We start from the raw sequence: 19,246 nt of genomic DNA on the forward strand, positions 1-19,246 counted from the left end.
ATCATGCATGATCGGTGATGGGTTGTTCGTCGGCGTTTTCTGCGACGCTCGCAATCTGGGGCACCCGTGTGCGGTTAAGAAGCCACAGAACGCCGATCATATCGACAATGCCGGCCCAGGTGCGATTCCAGGCATTGTATTTGGATGCCCCTGCGGTGCGTGGCCGGTGGTTGACTTCAACAACGGCAATGTCGCCCCCCAGCCCCTTGACCAGTGCGGGAATGAAGCGGTGGGCGTGGTCGAACCAGGGCAGCTTGAGAAAAGTGGCGCGAGGGAACAGTTTCAGACCACATCCCGTGTCTGGCACTCCGTCATGTAGAAACGCATTGCGAATGTGGTTGGCAAGTCGTGACTGAAAGCGTTTCCATGGCGTGTCTTTACGGTTTCGACGGTAACCGGCAATGCAGAAATCCTGTTGGTTCACGCTGCCGGCTTTTTGCAACAATGCCGGGATGTCGGCAGGGTCGTTCTGGCCGTCGCCATCCATGGTGGCGATCCATTGGCCTCGGGCCTGGCGTATGCCCGTGGCCAGGGCTCCGCTCTGGCCAATGCTGTGGGTATGTCGAACTGCGCTCAGGTTGCCGTTGAGTACTGCGGCTGTGCGCCGGGCAGTCTCCAGCGTTCGGTCGTTGCTGCCATCATCAACGAGCACAATCTCAAATTCTGGATAATCGCGCATGACGGTGAACGCCTCCGTCAGCAGCGCAGCGATGTTGTCCTGTTCGTCTTTTGCAGGTATGACCAGTGAAAGGGTCGGTTGCCGTGGCATCAGAAAGCTCTCCCGAAAGTGGCATCCAGGGACTCAGGGACCCTGGTAACGGGAGCAAGTATCAGCTTCCAACCTTAATCAAACCTTAACGCCGGCGCTGCTCGCATCGGTAACTGGTGGGGAGCCAGACCCGGACGCACAGGCCGGAACCACCGTCTGGCCGGTCTGACAGAACCAGATGACCGCCATGCAGTTCGGCAATCCGGCGAGCGATGGCAAGTCCAAGCCCGGCGCCTCCTCCCTGGCGTTGATCCAGACGGACAAAACGACTGAGGGCGCGCTCTCGTTCCCCAGCGTCAATGCCCGGGCCCTGATCGCAGACGGAGATGCTGTAGCCATCGCCCTCAGCGACCAGGCGGGTCAGGATGACAGTGTTCCGGGGACTGTACTGTATGGCGTTGGCGAGCAGGGAGCGCATCAGGGTATTGATCAGTGCACTATGGCACTGAACCATTGCCTGATGGGTATTATCCTCCAGAACGGGGTCAATCTGTTTCTTCAGTGCCAGGGGGGCAACGTCGGCAACGCTCTGTTCAAGGATGGCCGACAGGTTGTTCCGGGTCGGGACGAAGTCAATGCCGGAGTCCACGCGGTTGAGTAGCAGCATCTGCTCAACCAGATGCACCATGCGATCGACGGATTGGATCAGGTCCTGCGACAATTCCGGATGTTCCGTACAGGCCCGCTCCAGATTGAGACGCAAGGCTGCGAGGGGGGTGCGCAACTCGTGAGCCGCATCGGCGGAAAACCGCCGTTCGCGCTCGAGGGCCAGATCAAGGCGTCGGAGCAAGGTGTTCACCGCCTGAACCAGGCCAGCGACTTCCTTTGGTGCCTGTCGGTCGTCGAGCGGATGGATACGCTCCGGCGCCATATGTCGGATGGGTTTCTCCAGCCTGGCGAGGGGGCGGAACCCGAGTTGAACGGCGACAATCACTGCCACGAGTAGCAGCGGCAACGCCAGGATTAATGGCAGTACGTTCCCGAGTGCCAGTTCCTGACTGAGTTCGCCTCGAATGTCTTCCCGTTGTGCGGTGCGTATCCAGAATCCGGTTTCCGGATCCTGCAGGGTAAAGGTGCGCCAGCGATGGCCGCGCGATTCGGCCCAGGAATAACCGGGGGCCAGCCCCAGATTGTCATCCGAGTTAAGGGTGTCGAGCAGGGGTTCTCTTTCTGGCGTCCACACTTCAAATGCCAGTTTCTTCTCATATTTGTGCCCAACCCCGCCGGGCAGGATTTCGTCTTCATCGGCTTCCAGGTCAAGTTCAACCGCAGGATCAAGTGGCAGCGTCAGGGTCTCGCTCAGGGTTGCCGGCAACTGCTCAATGGCCTGGGTGTCCACCAGATGGCGAACCAGCCCCTGTACAATGCGTGTGCTTTGGGCAAGCTCGGCATCGAACAGTTCCTCCAGCTCGTGATTGCTCTCGATATAACTCCAGATGGAGGCGATCAGTGCGATCAGGAGCACTGTCGAGGTAACCAGAAGCGTTAACGTGCGAGTCAGCGACATGCGGATGCCCCCGCCGCCTCGGGATCCAGAACGTAGCCGACGCCACGAATGGTGCGGATGACGGGCTTGCCGATCCTGCGGCGAAGGTGGTGAATGTGTACTTCCAGGGCGTTGCTTTCAGCGCCCGAATCCCAACCGTAGAGCTGTTCTTCCAGGCGCCGGCGCGTGGCAACCTGGCCGGGGTGTCGCATCAGGTAGTGAAGAATCTGGAACTCGCTGCGAGGCAGTACGGATGTTTCGCCACCTGCCACAAGCTGGCCGGTATCGGTATTCAGTTTTATTTGCCCCACCTGAAGCTCGGCATCGCCGCTGGTAGAAGCCCCGCGCCGGGTTATTGCACGCATCCGGGCTTTCAGTTCGGCCATGGCGAAAGGTTTGGTTAGGTAGTCGTCCGCCCCGGCATCAAGGCCCAGGAGCTTTTCATCCAGTTCGGTGCGAGCGGTCAGAATGATCACGGGTGTGTGGTTACCGGCCTGCCTTGCGCCTCGGAGAACATCGAGGCCATCGAGCCGGGGTAAGGTCAGGTCAAGTATGACCAGGTCAAAATGGTCTTGCTTCAGCGCCGTCAAAGCCTGCTGACCGTCGTCGAGCCAGTCGACCGTATGTTGGTCCTGCCGGAGCATGTCCAGCATTGTGCGGGCAAGCGGATGGTCGTCTTCCACCAACAGTATGCGCATGGGTGGTTCCTGCTAAATGTGATCCTGACGAGTGTGCCACAGAAAGCTTAACGCGGGCTTAAGAAATCTCCGGCATTGCCTTAAGGATGGGTTAAGACTCTCCACCTAATCTGGCAGCCGTGACCAGAGGGCCCGCTTGGCCCTGGCTGTTGGAGAACCCTGATGACTGATCCGTTGACCATTTCTGCTTGTTGTCCGCCGGACGCTCCAGATGTCGTGCCATTGCTTCGTTGCGCCGGACGGTGGTTCAGTGAAATCGTGCCTGGTACAAGGATGGCGGAGAGCGTTGCGGCCTTCATTCGCCGCCGCTTCCAGCAAGCGTACGGCGCCGAGCCAAACCTGCGTATCCCCTCCCTGCTCGCCTTGACTACGGCCCAGGGCAGCCTGATGGCCGCGGTCGGTGTCCGAAATGCCGCGACCGACACCCTGTTTCTGGAGGATTACCTGTCGGTGCCGGTGCAAACACTGATGCCGGAACCGGGAACCAGACGCAGCGGTATTGCCGAAATTGCCCACCTGGCCGGGGTGGAAGCCGGGGTCAGCCGCTATCTGTTCGCCTCGCTCTCAGTGTGTTTGGATGCTGCCGGCTATGACTGGGTGGTGTGTACCGGTACCGACCAGTTGCGCAACAGTTTCCATCGGCTCGGCATCGCCACGCAGGTGCTGGCGGATGCCGACCCTTCAAAATTGCCGGATGGCGGCGCTGGTTGGGGTCGCTATTACGACCATCATCCGGTGGTGATGACCATCAAGGTCGCTGATGGTATGGCGGCCTTGCGCACCGCCGGCTTGCTGAAGCTGGTGCAGCCGGTTGTTGCGGCCGAGTATAAACCGCAGGCAGACCTGGGAGGTGCCTATGGCCGCCTTGCCTGATCTCCTGTCTCAGCGGGTCCGGCAACATCCGGATCGCATTGCACTGCAGGGGCCAGACGCCAGTTTCAGTTATCAGCAGCTATGGCGGGCGGCGCAGTTGCTGGCCGAGCAGTTGCGGAACCTGGGCGTGAAACGCATCGGCCTGTGTGGCGACAACACCCCGGCCTGGGTGGTTGCGGACCTGGCCTGTCTGATGGCTGACGTGGTGTGTGTACCGGTGCCGGTGTTTTTTTCCAGAAGCCAGACCGAGCACCTGATTCAACGGGCCGGGCTGGATGCCCTGGTATTCAGTGGCGAAGCAGAACAGACGGAGATGATCGGTCATGGTGTCTGGCTGAGACATTTGCCGGTGTCCCCTGCTGCCTCCTGGATGCCGGAACACACCGCCAAGATTACCTTCACCTCCGGCAGTACTGGTACCCCCAAGGGCGTGTGCCTGTCGGCGCAGCAGTTGGCGGCGACCGCCGGTGCGCTGCAGCAGCGGCTGGAAGGTGTGGAGCTGGATCAACACCTGTGCATTCTGCCGCTGGCAACCCTGCTGGAGAACATTGCCGGGGTTTACCTGCCCCTGCTGATGGGCGCCACGGTGACGGTTGCCCCGTTGCAGACCCTGGGCATGACCGGCAGCAGTGGCCTCGATCTCGGCCAGCTGGTGGCCGGCCTGAACCGGCATCAACCCCATTCCGTGATTCTGGTGCCTGAGCTGGCGATGGCGCTGGTCAATGCCGGCGAGCAGGGATTGCTGACAACGGATTCGTTTCGCTTCCTGGCGGTCGGCGGCGGCCGGGTATCGCCGGACCTGTTGGCCCGGGGACGGTCGATTGGGTTGCCTCTGTACGAGGGCTACGGTTTGTCTGAATGTGGCTCGGTGGTGGCGCTGAACGTGCCCGGAGCCGAGCGAGAAGGCTCGGTGGGCCGGCCCCTGGGGCATGTGCAGGTAAAGGTGGATAACGAACACCGGATTCTGGTTCGGGGCAATACCCATCTGGGGTATCTCGGTGATGAGCCGCAAGCCGATGACTGGCTGGATACCGGAGATCTGGGCGACCAGGACGCCGAGGGCTTTCTGGCCGTCAACGGCCGGGCCAAGAATCTGTTGATCACCAGCTTTGGCCGGAACATCAGCCCGGAATGGCTGGAAAGTGAACTGGTCCAGGCATTGGGGGCCACTCAGGCCGTGGTATTTGGCGATGGTGAGCCACAACCCGGTGCTTTGGTGGTGATCACCGATAATCGAAGCCCTGATGATGTGCGTGCGGCCCTGACGTTGCTGAATGCCGGTTTGCCGGATTATGCCCGCCTGCAGGCTGTGTACCTGCGCCGGCAACGGCTGACCCAGGCCGAGGGTCACATCACGGCCAACGGTCGCCCGGTGCGGCACCAGATTCAGGCGGACCTGCCCAGGCTCATGGCCGAATCCTTTCCCTTATTCATGAATCTCTCAGTGCCTGCGGGCACTTCTATCCGACAGCCAACGCCAGGAGACTCCAACATGGCATTTTTTGACCGACTGCAATCCGAAACTGAACAGGCCCGGGCCCATGTCACCGGAGCCCCGGTGATTCAGGCTATCCGCGAGGGTCGCTTTGATCTTGAGGGTTACACCTGGTTCCTGACCCAGGCCTATCACCACGTGAAGCACACCGTGCCACTGATGATGGCCTGTGGTGGCCGGCTGCCCGAACGGCTGGAATTCGTGCGCAAGGCACTGGTGGAATACATCGAGGAAGAATACGGCCACCACGAGTGGATTCTCAACGACCTTGAAGCCTGCGGTGAAGACAAGGAAGCCATTCGTCATGGCCAGCCCGATACCTCCATCGAGTTGATGGTGGCCTACCTGTATGACCGCATCCAGCGGGGTAACCCGGCGGCGTTTTTTGGCATGGTTCAGGTGCTGGAGGGCACCTCCATTGAGCTGGCCACGCCCCTGGGTGAAGCCATCCAGAAACAGCTGGGCCTGCCCAATCAGGCGTTCAGTTATCTGTACTCTCACGGCGCCCTGGATCAGGACCACTTTGAGTTCTTCCGCAACCTGATGAACGACATCACCGATCCGGAGGACCAGCAGGCCATCATCGAGGCCGCGCGCATGGTGTATCGCCTGTACGGCGATATGCTTCACAGTATTCCGCTGCGGGCCCATGGCAAGGAGCAACGTCATGAGGCTGCATGACCGTACCTTCCTGCTGCTGGGTGGTACCGGTGGCATTGGCCAGGCCCTGATCGGGCCGCTGGTGGAATGCGGTGCCCGGGTGATCGTTGCGACCCGACATCCGGAGCGGCTGGAAAAGCGCGCCGGCGTTTCTCCGGTACACCTGGAGCTGGCCAGCCCGGAGCTGGATCGACAGCTTCAACAGTTGAGTGAGGTGTATCCCGATATTGATGGTGTAATTCATTGCGCCGGCCAGAACCGGTTTGCGGCGCTGGATGCCATGGCCGTCAGCGACCTGGATGCACAGCTTATGGTCAATCTGCGTTCCGCTATGCTGGTGGCCCGGCATTTTGTGCCTCGTTTCCGTAAAGCCGGCGTGGGCGCCCTGGTGTTGGTGGGGTCCACCTTCGGCAGCATCGGGTTTCCCGGCTACACCGCCTATTGCGCCAGCAAGTTCGGCCTGCGCGGATTCAGCGAAGCCCTGCGCCGGGAGCTGGCGGACACCCCGGTGCAGGTGGTGTACGTAGCGCCCAGAGCCACGGCCACGGCTATGAACCCGGCGCCGGTGAACGAGCTGAACCGTGCCCTGGGCAATGCCATGGATGCACCGGAAGCTGTCGCAGCCCAGATTCTTCAGGCGATGGAAAAAGATGAACGCCGACGTTTTCTCGGCTGGCCGGAAAAACTGTTTGTGGTGATCAACGGCATCCTGCCGAAGCTTGTGGATAAAGCCATGTTAAAACAACTGCCGGTGATCCGGCGCTTTCTGGATTCAGGAGTGGTGTCATGAAGTGGATCGTAATGGTGTTGGCGGGGGTCATGGCCATGCCCCTGTGGGCTCAGGACATGCGGGCTGAACTGGCACAAATCCAGCAACGCTGGGCGCAGATCCAGTACCAGTTGCCCGAAGATGATAAGGAAAAGGCATTTGAGGCACTGGCCAAAGATGCCGAGACCTTTGTCGCTGATTATCCGGGCCGTGCCGAACCGCTGATCTGGCAGGGTATTGTGCTCAGTACCTACGCCGGCGCCAAAGGCGGCCTGGGTGCGCTGGGACTGGTGAAAGAGGCCCGGGCCTCCCTGGAAGCGGCCCTGAAGATCGCTCCGGAGGCGCTGGATGGCTCAGCCTATACCTCACTGGGTAGCCTGTATTATCAGGTGCCGGGCTGGCCGTTGGGGTTCGGGGATGATGAGATGGCCCGGAAGTACCTGCAGAAATCGCTGGCAATCAACCCGGAAGGTATTGATGCCAATTACTTCTTTGGAGATTTTCTGGCGGAGCAGGACGAGCCTCAACGGGCACGGGTCTATCTTGAAAAAGTGTTGGCAGCCCCGTCGAGACCTGGTCGTGAGGTTGCCGATGCCGGTCGTCGGGCAGAAGCCGAGTTACTCCTTGAGGATTTGAATTAGAGAACTCGCGGGTACTATAGCCTTGCACTACACTTTTTATGTGAGGTTATGAGGAACCCAAACAATGAAGGGAACACCGAAGTCAGCGCCTGCTCAGACGGAGATGCAAGCACTCTCGGAGAGTTTTTTCCGAAAACTGGCATCAAGTGTTCCCGGCATTCTGTTCACCTACCAATTGAGTGCCGACCGGCGCCACCACGCTTTTCCCTATATTAGTGATCGGGTCCGAGACGTGTTCGGCATTGAACCGGTTCGTTTACACGGCGATGCGGATCCAATGTTTGCATTAATTGCACCGGACGATCTCGATGGTATTAGAGAATCGATTTTGCTGTCTGCGAATACCATGTCGCCTTGGTGTTACCGGGCCAGAGTCAGGGGAAAAGACGGAGAAGTTCAGTGGTACGAAGCCACTTCCATGCCAGAAGAACAGCCGGATGGAAGCACTATCTGGTACGGGCAATTTATCAATATAGAGCACTACAAAGCGCTTGAACGCAGTCTCAGAATGAGTGAAGAAGAGGCCTCATATCAGGCGCGATTCCAGAAAATGATCGCAGCCTTGTCTGCGCATTTTATTCATTTGGGCTTTGGCACGATTGATGAGTGCATTGACGATCTTTTAAAAGCTATAGGACGTTTCTTTGAGGTTGATCGAGCCTATGTATATGCCTTTTCCAAAGATTACGCCCAAATGACCAACACGCATGAGTGGACCAGGGCTGGAGTGCCGTCTTTGATCGCTGAACAACAAGAGGTCGATATCTCAGGCTTTACCTGGTGGCAGGGTCAGATCCATCGAATGATTGACCAGGATAAAGTGGTTTTTGTTGAAGACGTAAACGCACTTCCGGTTGATGCGACTGAAGAGAAATTGCTTCTTCAGTCTCAGGGTGTGAAGTCCATGATTTGTGCCCCAATTCTTGTGCGAGGTGAAGTCATGGGATTCTTTGGAGTTGATTCACTCAGTTTAAGACCTTGGCGCCGAGATCAGTCTGATCTGATGATTATCGTATCTGGCCTGCTTTCCGGAGCTTTGGAGAGAAATCGATTGGAAGAGGATCTGGTCAGCCGTTCAATTCGTGACCCACTTACAGGTCTATACAACAGGCGATACCTGCTACCGCGCATGGAAGAAATGTTGGCGGCCTGTAATCGTTATGGCGAAAAATTTTGTGTAGCCATATTTGATATTGACCACTTCAAGCGCATAAATGACGGATTTGGACATCTTGTTGGCGACAAGATTTTAAAGCGGTTTTCGTTACTATTGACGCAATACAGCCGGACTACAGACGTTGTGTCGCGCTATGGTGGCGAAGAATTTATTGTGGTTTTTTCGGGAGTTAACCAACAGGATGTTGTCCCGCTGATTGGCCGGATTTTTCAATCCGTGCGGGAGGAACAATTTGAGTGTGACGGACAATTGCTACGAATTACCGTTAGCGCGGGCGCGGTGTGTGTTTCGGAACTGACAGCTCAGCCTGCGACTCCGGAGGCATTGATTGCCATCGCAGATCATCGTCTTTACGAAGCGAAGGCGGGCGGGCGGAATTGTCTGTTCGATGGATTTGGGTTATCGCACATATAAGAAAACAGCATTTCACCTTATATATCGTTTCAGTATATCCTTAGATCAAATTAAAGAACTGGCGACTTCAGAGGTGAATACCATGACCCAGCCCATCGTTCAGCATTTTTTCGACGAACCCACTAACACCTTCAGTTATGTCGTGCGCGATCCCGACAGCCAGGTCTGTGCGATTCTGGATTCGGTTCTGGATTTCGATTATGCCGCTGGCCGCACCGATGTGCGCTCGGCCGACGAGATCATTCAGTACATTCAGGCGAACGATCTGATCGTGGAATGGATTCTGGAAACTCACGTACATGCGGATCACCTGTCAGCAGCTCCCTACCTGCATGAAAAGCTTGGAGGCAAAACCGGTATCGGGGCAAAAATCATTCAGGTACAGGAAATTTTCGGCAAGGCCTTTAACGCCGGTACCGAGTTTGCCCGCGATGGCAGTCAGTTTGACCGGCTCTTTGAGGAAGGCGACACCTTTGCGATCGGCAGCCTCGAAGGCCGTGTGCTACATACGCCCGGCCATACACCGGCCTGCCTCACCTATGTGATTGGCGACGCCGCATTTGTGGGCGATACCCTGTTTATGCCGGATTACGGCACGGCCCGCTGTGATTTCCCGGGCGGTGATGCCCGGGTTCTGTATCAGTCCATCCAGAAAGTTCTGGCGTTGCCGCCGGAGACTCGCATTTTCCTGTGTCATGATTACAAGGCACCCGACCGTGATGAATACCAGCACATGACCACCGTGGCCGAGCAGCGCCAGACTAATGTGCACGTGCACGATGGTGTGTCGGAAGAGGAGTTTGTGAAGATGCGCGCCGAGCGGGATGCAACGCTGGATATGCCGAGGCTGATCCTGCCGTCGGTGCAGGTGAATATGCGGGCGGGCCATATGCCGTCTGCAGAAGACAACGGCCAGGTGTACCTGAAGGTACCGGTCAACCTGTTCTGAGCCGCGCATGAATCTGAAACGCTATCTGCCCATTCTGCAATGGGCGCCATCTTACGGTCGCGACCAGGCCACCAGTGATCTGGTGGCTGCCGTCATTGTCACCGTTATGCTGATTCCGCAGTCCCTGGCGTACGCTCTGCTGGCAGGCCTCCCGGCGCAGGTCGGGTTGTACGCCAGCATCCTGCCACTGGTGATCTATGCGGTGTTCGGAACCAGTCGCACCCTCTCTGTTGGCCCGGTGGCGGTGGCCTCGCTAATGACGGCGGCTGCTCTGGCGCCACTGGCCGAGGCGGGCACTGCTGAGTATCTGGCTGGAGCTATCTTGCTGGCGGTGATGTCTGGCCTGATGCTGACCCTGATGGGGGTTCTGCGGCTGGGATTCCTGGCTAACTTCCTGAGCCATCCGGTGATATCCGGGTTTATTACCGCCTCGGGCATTGTCATTGCCGCCAGCCAGCTCAAGCACCTGTTCGGTATCCAGGCCAATGGCCACAACTTGCTGGATATTGGTCACTCGTTACTGGTTTCCCTGGGCAATACCAACGTGCCCACGCTGTTGATCGGGGGCGGGGCCTTGATGTTCCTGTTGTGGTCGCGCCGGTACCTGAAACCGGTACTGCATCGACTCGGCCTGGCGCCCCGGGCGGCTGATATCCTGACCAAGACCGCGCCCATTCTGGCGGTGCTCGTCACCGCTCTGGTTGCCTGGGCATTGCGGCTGGATGAGCAGGGGGTGCGACTAGTCGGTGAGGTACCGTCAGGATTGCCTTCCTTCACCATGCCCAGTCTAGATCTTGGCCTGTGGTCCCAACTGGCGGTCAGCGCCTTGCTGATCAGTGTGGTAGGTTTCGTGGAATCGGTTTCGGTGGGTCAGACCCTGGCGGCCAAACGGCGCCAGCGCATTGACCCGGACCAGGAGCTGATTGGTCTGGGTACCGCCAACCTGGGGTCCGGCCTGTCGGGCGGTATGCCGGTTACCGGTGGCTTTTCCCGTTCGGTGGTGAACTTTGATGCCGGCGCAGAAACACCGGCGGCTGGCGCTTACACGGCGGTGGGCATCGCCCTGGCCACTCTGTTCCTCACTCCGGCCATAGCCTGGTTGCCCCAGGCGACGCTGGCGGCGACCATTATTGTGGCGGTGATCACCCTGATTGATCTGCCGGCACTGGGCCGCACTTTCCGATATTCCCGTACCGATTTCGGGGCCATGCTGGCGACCATCCTGCTTACCCTTGGTCACAGTGTCGAAGCCGGTATCATTGCCGGGGTGGCGTTATCGATTGGCCTGTTCCTGTACCGAACCAGTCGCCCCCACAGCGCCGTGGTGGGCCGGGTGCCGGGCACCGAGCATTTCCGCAACGTGCTGCGCCATGAGGTGGAACTCTGTCCCAAAGTTACCTTCCTGCGGGTGGATGAAAGCCTGTATTTCGCCAATGCCCGTTTCCTTGAAGAAACCGTGATGGATCTGGTTACCCGGGAGCCGGAGCTGACCGATCTGGTGCTGGTGTGTCCGGCGGTGAACCTTATTGACGCCTCAGCCCTGGAAAGCCTGGAAGCGATTAACGAACGGCTGCGCGACGCCGGGGTGCGTCTGCATTTCTCGGAAATCAAGGGCCCGGTCATGGACCGGCTCAAAGGCACGGAGTTGCTGGAACACCTGGGCGGACGCATTTTCCTGAGCACTTATGAAGCCTGGCAAGCGCTCACGGACCGGGCGGCGTTGGCGGCTTGACCTGAACGGTGTGATCCCATTGACGGTGTATGGGGTATGTGTAGACACTGCCCCCTATTTCCAATCGCACCCGCACCGGTAAAACGCCATGGGAATGACCGACAACCTGCTCTCCACCAGTCAATGGCTGATCACCGCCGTGTTGTTTGCGGTGATCCTGTTGAAAGCGGTGCGTTCTGTCGACTGGTCCGCCTTGCGCAAGGATAACGCTCTGCAGCATTCGTTTTTTGGTGCTGCGGTGATTCTGGGTTTTGTCTGGCAGTTACGGGCAGGTATTTCACCAGGATTGGCGATTCACATCTTTGGCATCACGGTGATTACCCTGATGCTGGGTTGGGCTCTGGCCGTGCTGGCGGGCCTGCTGGCCCTGGTGATCACCGTCATCACCGGGCGCGAGCCGCTACTGATGTTTGCCGCTAACGGCCTGATTACGGTGATGGTGCCAGCCCTGGTCAGCCATGGCATCATGTTGTGGGAACGGCGGCGCAATTTCCGTAACTTCTTCGCTTACATCTTCTTCTGTGGTTTTTTCGGAGCCGGTCTGTCGGTTGCCGCGGCGGGCATGGTGATGTGCCTGATGCTATGGAGCAGCGGTACCTACAGTTTTGATGAACTGGTGCATGAGTATCTGAGGTATCTGCCGCTGTTCATGATTCCGGAGGGTTTCATCAACGGCACCTTTGTCACTGGCCTGATGGTATTCCATCCGGACCGGCTCAGTACGCTGGATCAGAGCCGCTACCGGTAACCCTGCTGTTCAGATGCCCTCACCTTGCTCCGAAACGGTCTGCAGTTCACGAATGTCCCTGCTGGAGTGGATTCTCCGACGCCAGTTGTCCAGCCAGCCCAGTACTTCGTCTGACGGCATAGGCCGGGCGATGCCATAGCCCTGAACCAGGTTGCAGCCCATGTTCCGCAGTGCGGTGGCGTGCTCCAGCGTTTCCACCCCTTCGGCCACTACGGGGTGGTCAAAACGCTGTGCGAGAAAAATGACGCTTTCGACGATGGCACGGTCATTGGCGTCGGTAAGCATGTTGCGGACGAAACTCTTGTCAATCTTGATGACATCCACGGGCAGGGTGCGCAGGTAGGTCAACGAGGAAAAGCCGGTGCCAAAGTCGTCCAGCGCCACCTGCAGCCCCAGAGACTGGCAGCGCGCCAGCACATTGCTGGCGCGTTTGGTGTCTTCCAGCGCCGTGGATTCCAGCACTTCCAGGGTGATTTGCCCGGGGCTCACTTCCGGATGACTTTGCAGATAGCCTTCCAGGTAGTCCGCAAACTTCCGGTCCATCAGGTGGGGCGCGCTGATATTGATGCTGACAGCCAGGGCTTCGCCGGCTTCCCGCCATCGGTTCATCTGGTGAATCGCCTCTTTCAGCACCCATTGGCCCAGGGGGATCTCCAGGTGACTGTTGGCCACCGCCGGCAGAAAGGCACCGGGGGTAATCAGCGCTTTTTCGGGGTGGTTCCAGCGGATCAGGGCCTCGAAGGCAATCACCTGGCAGTCGGCCATGCGCAGTTGTGGCTGGAAGTAGAGTTCGAATTCCTTGTTCTCCAGGGCGCGGGAAATCTCCATCAGCAGGTTCCGACGTTCCTTGCGGAAGGCATATTGGCCGGGATCGAAAATATGAAACTGGTTGCGGCCTTTCTCTTTGGCAGCGTACATGGCCTGGTCGGCATGGCGGATCAGGCCTTCGGCGTCGGTATCATCTTCCGGGTACAGGGTGACGCCGAGGCTGGCTGTCAGATTTACCTCTTTACCCGCCATGTCGAAAGGCTCACTGACCGAGGTCAGGATACGCTGATACAGGGGCTCGGAATGTTCGCTCTGAATCAGCAGAACAAATTCATCGCCGCCGATCCGGGCGACGGTATCTCCGCTGCGGAGACTTCTGGTGAGCCGTTCCGCCACCATGCGGAGGGCCTCGTCGCCGAAATCGTGGCCGAGTTCATCGTTGATGCCCTTGAATCCGTCCAGGTCAAGATAGCAGATGGCGAGTGAGCGTTTCTGCCGGTCCGCGTGCGCCTTGGCGGATCGCAACCGCTCTTCCAGCAGCTGTCGGTTGGGCAGACCGGTGAGGTCGTCGTAATTCGCGGCCCGGTCGAGCTCTTTGGCGTGATTCTTCAGGGCGGTGATATCGGAGAACGCCGCCACATAATAATGTTTGCCGGGTTCTTCCAGGTGCACCCGGCTGATGGATAGCAGTTCCACATATTCCTCACCGTTTTTGCGGCGATTCCACACCTCTCCGCGCCAGTGGTCGGTCTTTTCGATGGACTGCCACATGGAACGGTAGTATTCCCGGGAATGGCGGCCAGAGCTCAGAATGGAAGGGTTGAGGCCGAGTACTTCCTGACGGCTGTAGCCGGTAATCCGGGAAAACGCAGGGTTTACATCGATAATGTGGTTGAGGTGATCGGTGATGACAATCGCCTCGTGACTGCGATCAAAGACGCTGGCAGCGATGCGCAGGCCGCGTTCACTGTTTTTCCGGTCAGAAATGTTGGTCTGGATCACCACGAAGCCGGGTTCAACGCCGTCCGCGCCATCCACCGGTGTGCAGTAGGTGTGTACCCAGTAGGGTTCGCCGCTGGCGGTATAGTGCAGGATGTCTTCTTCAAACGCCTCGCCCCGGAACAGGTGGCGGTATATCCGGCTGACGGTATCAGGATCCGTGTCCGGCCCGGCCAGAACCTGGCTGGGAAGCTTTCCGCGAACTGCACTCAGCGAATAGCCAGTATGCTTCTCGAACGCCTGGTTGACCCATTCGATGCAGCCGCCGGCATCCAGTATCAGTGCCATGTTACGGCTGGCGGTGGCGACCAGGGCCAGTCGTTTCGGATCGATATCCGAAGCAGGCTGGGGAGAGTCCGGGGTGTTGGGCATAGATCAGGTGTTCCGGTTAACGGTGGCTTTCGTCTTCCTCCTCTCCATGTGAGAACTGTTCGCGGGAATGGCAATGATGGCTACCCGCAACCTCCGCATTTTCCGTGTACTTGTTATCCGTATATTGCAATGAGAGGTGCGAGGGATGCTACCTCATCCGGGGCTGGAAGGCATTCGACCTTGGTTTCAGATAATTGACCATCGTCAATTCGTAACGACTTTTTACGGTTCGATGACAATCGAGGCACTATTGCCGCCAGCGGGAATGTTTTTGCAGTTTGCGCTGAAGTGTACGCCGGTGCATGTTCAGGGCCCGGGCGGTTGCTGATATGTTGCCTTCATGCTCATTCAACACCCGCTGGATATGCTCCCACTCCATTTCCTCCACCGACGGCGGTTCCTGGCGCAGTTCGGGGGCGCCTTCAATGGGCTCAAAACCGTGAATCAGCTGGCTTACGGTGACCGGTTTGCACAGGTAGTTCATGGCGCCACGGCGCATGGCTTCTACCGCTGTCGCGATACTGCCGTAACCGGTCAGCACCAGGACCTCCAGATTGTCATCAACCTGCAGTAGTTCTGGCAGTAATTGCAGGCCGCTCTCACCCGCCAGATTCAGGTCCAGCACGCAGCGGTTAAAGTGCTTCTCGCCAAGGGCCCGGAGCGCATCCGCCCGGTTACTGGCCGTCGCGCTCTCCACGCCCTGTCGTGCAAGAGAGCGACTTAGTACCTGCAGAAAGCTCTCATCGTCATCAATCAGCAACCAGCATTCGCCGTCTGTCATGTTCAGATAACTCCCGTAGAAGGTGCGTCAGACATCGGAAGGTCGATCACCATGGTGGTGCCCTGATCGCTCACCCGGGCACGAAGGTGGCCGCCCAGTCGCTGTATGGTGGCGTTGGACAGAAACAGCCCCACACCCAGGCCGTTGCGGGAATCCACCACGTCTTCGCCCGGCGCACCGGCAAAGGCACTTTCCAGACCATCGCCGTGGTCTTCGACGATGATCTCGACCCGTGCATTGTCGGCCCTCTGGCAACTGACGGCGACCCATTGCGGGCTGGCGGTCAGGGCGTTGGCGAGCAGGTTCAGTACCGCCTGATCGAGGGTGGCATCTACCGCAACCATGGCCTCGGGACAATCGTCTGCCCAGCGTATCGGCCCGGCGGGCCAGAGCAAGGTTGCAGACTCCCGAAGCCGTTTGAGCCAGGCGGACACCGGCAGGTTTTCCAGTTTTGCGTTGCGGGCTTCGACGGCCGCCTGGGTCAGCTGCTGGAGATGGCCACTGCACAGTGCCAGCTGCTGTTGCATCATGCTCAGATCATCCTCCAGATGCTTGTCGCCCCGATTAGAAGTGGCAGAGCGAATTTCATCCAGCAGTAACGTCATGGTGTTCAGGGGCGTTCCGAGACGATGGGCGACGGCCGCGGCGGACAGGCCCAGAGAAATAATCTGTTCGTCGCGAAGCCGGTTTTCCCGGAACTGTCCAAGCTGGGATTGCTGTGCTCTGAGCTGGCGGGCCAGAGTGCCCACTACCAGGAGCAGGATGGTGGCAGTCAGGGCAAAGGTCACCCACATACCCACCAGATGTAGCTGGGCCAGGTCGCCGCCGTGATGCTGATGTTCAATGGCAGGCGTATGCCAGAGCACCAGGGCGGTATACACCAGAACACCGGATACTGTCAGGACGATACTGTGGCGCCCAGGCACCAGGATGATGGCGACCGCAATCGGCAGCAGCAGGAGCGAGACCAGAGGGTTGGTGTAGCCTCCGGTAAGGTAAAGCCAGAGCCCGATCAGTACCAGATCGGCTGCCAGGGTAAGGCTGACAAAAACCGCCGAGGCGGGCGGGCGCCGGCTGAACCATAACCATCCGAGCGTGGCCAGTACACCGTACAGCAGGCACAGCAGCAGCGCCTCGGCCCGATGAGCAAGGGTGATGGTGGTTTCGGCAACCGCGACCGCCACCAGCAAGGTGACAATAATGGCCAGGCGCATTCCCAGAAGGTAGCGGGCGGCCTGCCGAAAACCGGTCTGTGAGTGTGTCAGCCATTCCATGAGTGCATTCTAGCAGCGTGTTATCGGTGCCGGGGCGAAAAACCTCTGGCTATTGCTTCGGGTCAACCGGCCGATAGCACACCAGTTCCTGCCGAACCACATCACCGGTCAGTTGCAGGGGTGTCTGGTCGGTGACATATACCCGGACGGCGCGCTCAATGTCGCTGGCGTTGTCAGGCTGGGAGATTTCGCCGGGCAGAAGGTCAGGTCGGTAGCGACACTGGTCTGATTCAGGAAACAGCGCCACATAGGCAATACCGGTTTCCACCAGATCCTGGAAGAAATGGGAACCGTAGGACAGATCCGGCACCATGTCGCCGGCATTCTCCGACACCTCCACCAAGGCACTGACGCCGGCAATATCGGCAAACCTGACCGGAACGCCCAGCTCCGGGCTGCTGGTGCCCCAACGTCCGGGACCGATCAGCAGGGTGCTGGCGCTGGATTCCCGAACCACCTCGCCGACACGTCGGGCCACATCGTAACGCTGATTGATGTTCAGGTTGGCGTAGATCGCCGCATCTACACGGATAACCCGCGTAATCGCCAGACTGATGTTGCCGCCCATGAAGTGGCCCTGGGTCCGGAAAATCTCTCGCTCCGCGGGCAGATGTTCCGGCAGGGTGACCGGACCGGTTTCACCAATCGTGGCCAATGGCCGGCATTGAACCAGATTGAAGGAGGGTTCGCCCTGTTCATCGATATGCAGGGTGAACTCCACATCCACGGGATGCTGATAGCCGGCCTCCAGGGTAGATAACAGAGATGACAGCCGCTGAATGAATGAGCTGAACTGAACCAGCGGCCGGAAGGTCAGTCGCCAGACCGGCCCTGGCAGCCCAATCTGTTCCGCCCGGGTACTGGCGGCCCGGTCGATTTCGCCCATCAGGGCCATGGGCAGATCTTGAACGGTGTCCAGTAACTGGCTCAGGGGCCGGGTTTCCAGATGGCCTTCCTGCAGGTCGAGCAGGTCCACCAGATGTTGGGAGAACCGGTAGTGTTCGTCCGGATTGCGGAAAGGTTGCCGGCCGGGATGATCCAGCGCCATCACGCAGGCGTGGTCGCCTTCAATCCGGTCTACGGCCCGGGTGCCCAGCCCCATAACCAGGCGGACCATGCCCGCTTTCGGGTTCATGGCGCTGTCCCAGGCAAAGGTGTTTCTGGACACGCCAACGCCCGCGGCATCGGGCAGGTAGTAGCGGCCATGGAAACGGCCATTTACCCGCTGGATCAGCAGGGCCATGGGTTCCTCGCGCTGATCCAGGCCTCGTTGTTTACGGTACACCAGAGCGTCGTCGCTCATGGACGAGGCGTAGACCTGGCGGATGGCATCTTCCAGTTCCGCCAGTCGCTGTTCCGGTGCCCCCTGGTTGATCAGGAAGACACTGTCGTATTTGCCGGCAAAGGCGTTGCCGAAACCATCCTCCTGCAGGCTGGATGAGCGCACCAGGATGGGATACTGGCCGTAATGGTCAAGCAGGCGTTCCAGCTCCGAACGGACTTCCGCCGGGAATTGCCCGGTCAGGATGGCCTTGCGCAGGGCGGGTGCTTCACTGAGATAACCTTCTGGTGAGCGTTGTCGCATGATTGCCGGCCACAGGCCGTTGTGGACCAGAAATGCGTAGTAGGCGTCGGTGCCCAGGTAGCTGGAATCGTGGGGTTCCAGATTCGGCTGCCAGAGTTCAGGCGCATCTTTCAGCAGAATGTTCCGGGCAATCAGCATGCCTGTGGCCTTGCCGCCAATATAACCGCTGCCAACCAGACGGCTGCGAATGGTGAGCAGATCCTCCAGAGTCAGGTAGCGCCGGGCCAGTTCCAGAATCTTGGGGTCGCGGCTGATCATCACCTGCAGAACCTGCTCCTGCAGATCAGGCATGCAGGTCTGGTCCTGTTCAAAAACGGCCCGGCTGACTTCCTGGAACAGTCTGTCCCAGTAATCCAGCAGTGGCTGGCGATGCAGGTGCCCGGATTCCAGCGAGGCCTGCAAGCGGGTGGCATCGCTGCTGTCGGTAATCGGCCAGAACTGGCCAGCCTGTTCCCGATGGGGCAGGAACATGGTCGGTGATTGCCGGCGCCAGGCCTTGATGGGATGAATCTGCACATCGTCGCCGTGGCGGTGTACATCAATCAGCACCTGGGTGGTCTGGCGAATCCGGTCCAGGGTCATCCGGGAGTGTCGGTCCGGGTGCAGGGTGAACCAGGCGACGGTATCCAGTTCGAACAGGAAGGGACACACTACCCGGAAAAAATTGCCCACCATGGCGTCGGTGGCCCAGGCATTGAGTAGCTCACTCAGGCTGTCGCAAACGTAGAAGGCGCCGCGGCCATGTTGTTCGATCAGGTGCCAGACCCGGCTGGTAAAACTCTCGAAACCGCCGAGGGCATCAATAGTGATGGTGCGCACCGCAGGGTGCTGGTCAATGATCGGCGGATGCTCGCCGAAGCGGAGATAGATGATCTGCCGGCCGGCGTCGGCGGCAGCATCCAGAAAGGGAAGAACGAATCGGCGGTAATCGTCCAGATCGGAGACCCGCCAGACAACATTGTCGCCGATTCGCAGGCCATCCAGCACCTCATCCAGACCGGGCAGTCCGGTGGACACCCGGTCTGTGGTCTGCTGAGGCTGCTGGTGCGTCATGGC

15 protein-coding genes are annotated in these 19,246 nt (G+C 59.0%); 8 read left to right on the forward strand and 7 right to left on the reverse strand.

Going from position 1 to position 19,246, the window contains the following annotated elements; all coding sequences use genetic code 11:
• Position 1: 1 nt before the first annotated feature.
• The 3 genes from C7436_RS13540 to C7436_RS13550 all read right to left on the reverse strand — a co-directional run bounded on the left by C7436_RS13540 (position 2) and on the right by C7436_RS13550 (position 2,953).
• Positions 2–769 (reverse strand): glycosyltransferase family 2 protein, encoded by a 768-nt coding sequence (locus C7436_RS13540; RefSeq protein ID WP_121208142.1) that lies wholly within the window; start codon positions 767–769, stop codon positions 2–4.
• An 85-nt stretch (positions 770–854) separates the two neighbouring features.
• On the reverse strand, positions 855–2,276 hold the full coding sequence (locus tag C7436_RS13545; protein ID WP_121208143.1) for an ATP-binding protein: 1,422 nt from the start codon (positions 2,274–2,276) through the stop codon (positions 855–857).
• Positions 2,267–2,953: a response regulator transcription factor gene (locus C7436_RS13550; protein ID WP_121208144.1), complete on the reverse strand. Its 687-nt coding sequence runs from the start codon at positions 2,951–2,953 to the stop codon at positions 2,267–2,269. Before C7436_RS13550 ends, C7436_RS13545 begins: the two co-directional genes overlap by 10 nt.
• 162 nt (positions 2,954–3,115) lie before the next feature.
• Here C7436_RS13550 and C7436_RS13555 point away from each other — a divergent pair, with 162 nt between their 5' ends.
• The 8 genes from C7436_RS13555 (at position 3,116) to C7436_RS13590 (ending at position 12,411) form a co-directional block, all read left to right on the forward strand.
• Positions 3,116–3,826: a thermostable hemolysin gene (locus C7436_RS13555; RefSeq protein WP_121208145.1), complete on the forward strand. Its 711-nt coding sequence runs from the start codon at positions 3,116–3,118 to the stop codon at positions 3,824–3,826.
• A complete protein-coding gene (locus tag C7436_RS13560; protein WP_121208146.1) occupies positions 3,810–6,002 on the forward strand; it encodes an AMP-binding protein in 2,193 nt (730 codons plus the stop codon). Before C7436_RS13555 ends, C7436_RS13560 begins: the two co-directional genes overlap by 17 nt.
• Positions 5,989–6,771, forward strand: a complete 783-nt coding sequence (locus C7436_RS13565) for an SDR family oxidoreductase (protein ID WP_022993394.1) — start codon at positions 5,989–5,991, stop codon at positions 6,769–6,771. Before C7436_RS13560 ends, C7436_RS13565 begins: the two co-directional genes overlap by 14 nt.
• Positions 6,768–7,391: a tetratricopeptide repeat protein gene (locus C7436_RS13570; RefSeq protein WP_121208147.1), complete on the forward strand. Its 624-nt coding sequence runs from the start codon at positions 6,768–6,770 to the stop codon at positions 7,389–7,391. The genes C7436_RS13565 and C7436_RS13570 overlap by 4 nt, the downstream gene beginning before the upstream one ends.
• Before the next feature lie 64 nt (positions 7,392–7,455).
• The gene (locus C7436_RS13575) at positions 7,456–8,982 is read left to right on the forward strand and encodes a sensor domain-containing diguanylate cyclase (protein WP_121208148.1); all 1,527 of its coding nucleotides are present in this window, start codon (positions 7,456–7,458) and stop codon (positions 8,980–8,982) included.
• An 82-nt stretch (positions 8,983–9,064) separates the two neighbouring features.
• Positions 9,065–9,931: an MBL fold metallo-hydrolase gene (locus C7436_RS13580; RefSeq protein ID WP_121208149.1), complete on the forward strand. Its 867-nt coding sequence runs from the start codon at positions 9,065–9,067 to the stop codon at positions 9,929–9,931.
• A 7-nt stretch (positions 9,932–9,938) separates the two neighbouring features.
• The gene (locus tag C7436_RS13585) at positions 9,939–11,663 is read left to right on the forward strand and encodes a SulP family inorganic anion transporter (protein WP_121208150.1); all 1,725 of its coding nucleotides are present in this window, start codon (positions 9,939–9,941) and stop codon (positions 11,661–11,663) included.
• 88 nt (positions 11,664–11,751) lie between these two features.
• A complete protein-coding gene (locus tag C7436_RS13590; protein WP_014420213.1) occupies positions 11,752–12,411 on the forward strand; it encodes an energy-coupling factor ABC transporter permease in 660 nt (219 codons plus the stop codon).
• A 9-nt stretch (positions 12,412–12,420) separates the two neighbouring features.
• On the opposite strand, the gene C7436_RS13595 is transcribed toward C7436_RS13590, so the two are convergent.
• The 4 genes from C7436_RS13595 to C7436_RS13610 form a co-directional block, all read right to left on the reverse strand.
• Complete coding sequence (locus C7436_RS13595) at positions 12,421–14,550, reverse strand: putative bifunctional diguanylate cyclase/phosphodiesterase (RefSeq protein WP_121208151.1); 2,130 nt, start codon at positions 14,548–14,550, stop codon at positions 12,421–12,423.
• Between the two features lie 247 nt (positions 14,551–14,797).
• A complete protein-coding gene (locus C7436_RS13600) occupies positions 14,798–15,331 on the reverse strand; it encodes a response regulator transcription factor (RefSeq protein ID WP_022993387.1) in 534 nt (177 codons plus the stop codon).
• Between the two features lie 2 nt (positions 15,332–15,333).
• A complete protein-coding gene (locus tag C7436_RS13605) occupies positions 15,334–16,605 on the reverse strand; it encodes a sensor histidine kinase (RefSeq protein WP_121208152.1) in 1,272 nt (423 codons plus the stop codon).
• Positions 16,606–16,654: 49 nt separating this feature from the next.
• On the reverse strand, positions 16,655–19,243 hold the full coding sequence (locus C7436_RS13610) for a PEP/pyruvate-binding domain-containing protein (RefSeq protein WP_121208153.1): 2,589 nt from the start codon (positions 19,241–19,243) through the stop codon (positions 16,655–16,657).
• Positions 19,244–19,246 lie beyond the last annotated feature (3 nt).

Origin of the sequence: Marinobacter nauticus (genome assembly GCF_003634635.1) — a bacterium.
Taxonomy (GTDB): domain Bacteria; phylum Pseudomonadota; class Gammaproteobacteria; order Pseudomonadales; family Oleiphilaceae; genus Marinobacter; species Marinobacter nauticus.

What these genes read in the sequence shown, in the direction of transcription:
- C7436_RS13540 (WP_121208142.1), bottom strand. Translation starts at nt 769, where the DNA reads ATGCCACGGCAACCGACCCTTTCACTGGTCATACCTGCAAAAGACGAA.
- C7436_RS13545 (WP_121208143.1), bottom strand. Translation starts at nt 2,276, where the DNA reads ATGTCGCTGACTCGCACGTTAACGCTTCTGGTTACCTCGACAGTGCTC.
- C7436_RS13550 (WP_121208144.1), bottom strand. Translation starts at nt 2,953, where the DNA reads ATGCGCATACTGTTGGTGGAAGACGACCATCCGCTTGCCCGCACAATG.
- C7436_RS13555 (WP_121208145.1), top strand. Translation starts at nt 3,116, where the DNA reads ATGACTGATCCGTTGACCATTTCTGCTTGTTGTCCGCCGGACGCTCCA.
- C7436_RS13560 (WP_121208146.1), top strand. Translation starts at nt 3,810, where the DNA reads ATGGCCGCCTTGCCTGATCTCCTGTCTCAGCGGGTCCGGCAACATCCG.
- C7436_RS13565 (WP_022993394.1), top strand. Translation starts at nt 5,989, where the DNA reads ATGAGGCTGCATGACCGTACCTTCCTGCTGCTGGGTGGTACCGGTGGC.
- C7436_RS13570 (WP_121208147.1), top strand. Translation starts at nt 6,768, where the DNA reads ATGAAGTGGATCGTAATGGTGTTGGCGGGGGTCATGGCCATGCCCCTG.
- C7436_RS13575 (WP_121208148.1), top strand. Translation starts at nt 7,456, where the DNA reads ATGAAGGGAACACCGAAGTCAGCGCCTGCTCAGACGGAGATGCAAGCA.
- C7436_RS13580 (WP_121208149.1), top strand. Translation starts at nt 9,065, where the DNA reads ATGACCCAGCCCATCGTTCAGCATTTTTTCGACGAACCCACTAACACC.
- C7436_RS13585 (WP_121208150.1), top strand. Translation starts at nt 9,939, where the DNA reads ATGAATCTGAAACGCTATCTGCCCATTCTGCAATGGGCGCCATCTTAC.
- C7436_RS13590 (WP_014420213.1), top strand. Translation starts at nt 11,752, where the DNA reads ATGGGAATGACCGACAACCTGCTCTCCACCAGTCAATGGCTGATCACC.
- C7436_RS13595 (WP_121208151.1), bottom strand. Translation starts at nt 14,550, where the DNA reads ATGCCCAACACCCCGGACTCTCCCCAGCCTGCTTCGGATATCGATCCG.
- C7436_RS13600 (WP_022993387.1), bottom strand. Translation starts at nt 15,331, where the DNA reads ATGACAGACGGCGAATGCTGGTTGCTGATTGATGACGATGAGAGCTTT.
- C7436_RS13605 (WP_121208152.1), bottom strand. Translation starts at nt 16,605, where the DNA reads ATGGAATGGCTGACACACTCACAGACCGGTTTTCGGCAGGCCGCCCGC.
- C7436_RS13610 (WP_121208153.1), bottom strand. Translation starts at nt 19,243, where the DNA reads ATGACGCACCAGCAGCCTCAGCAGACCACAGACCGGGTGTCCACCGGA.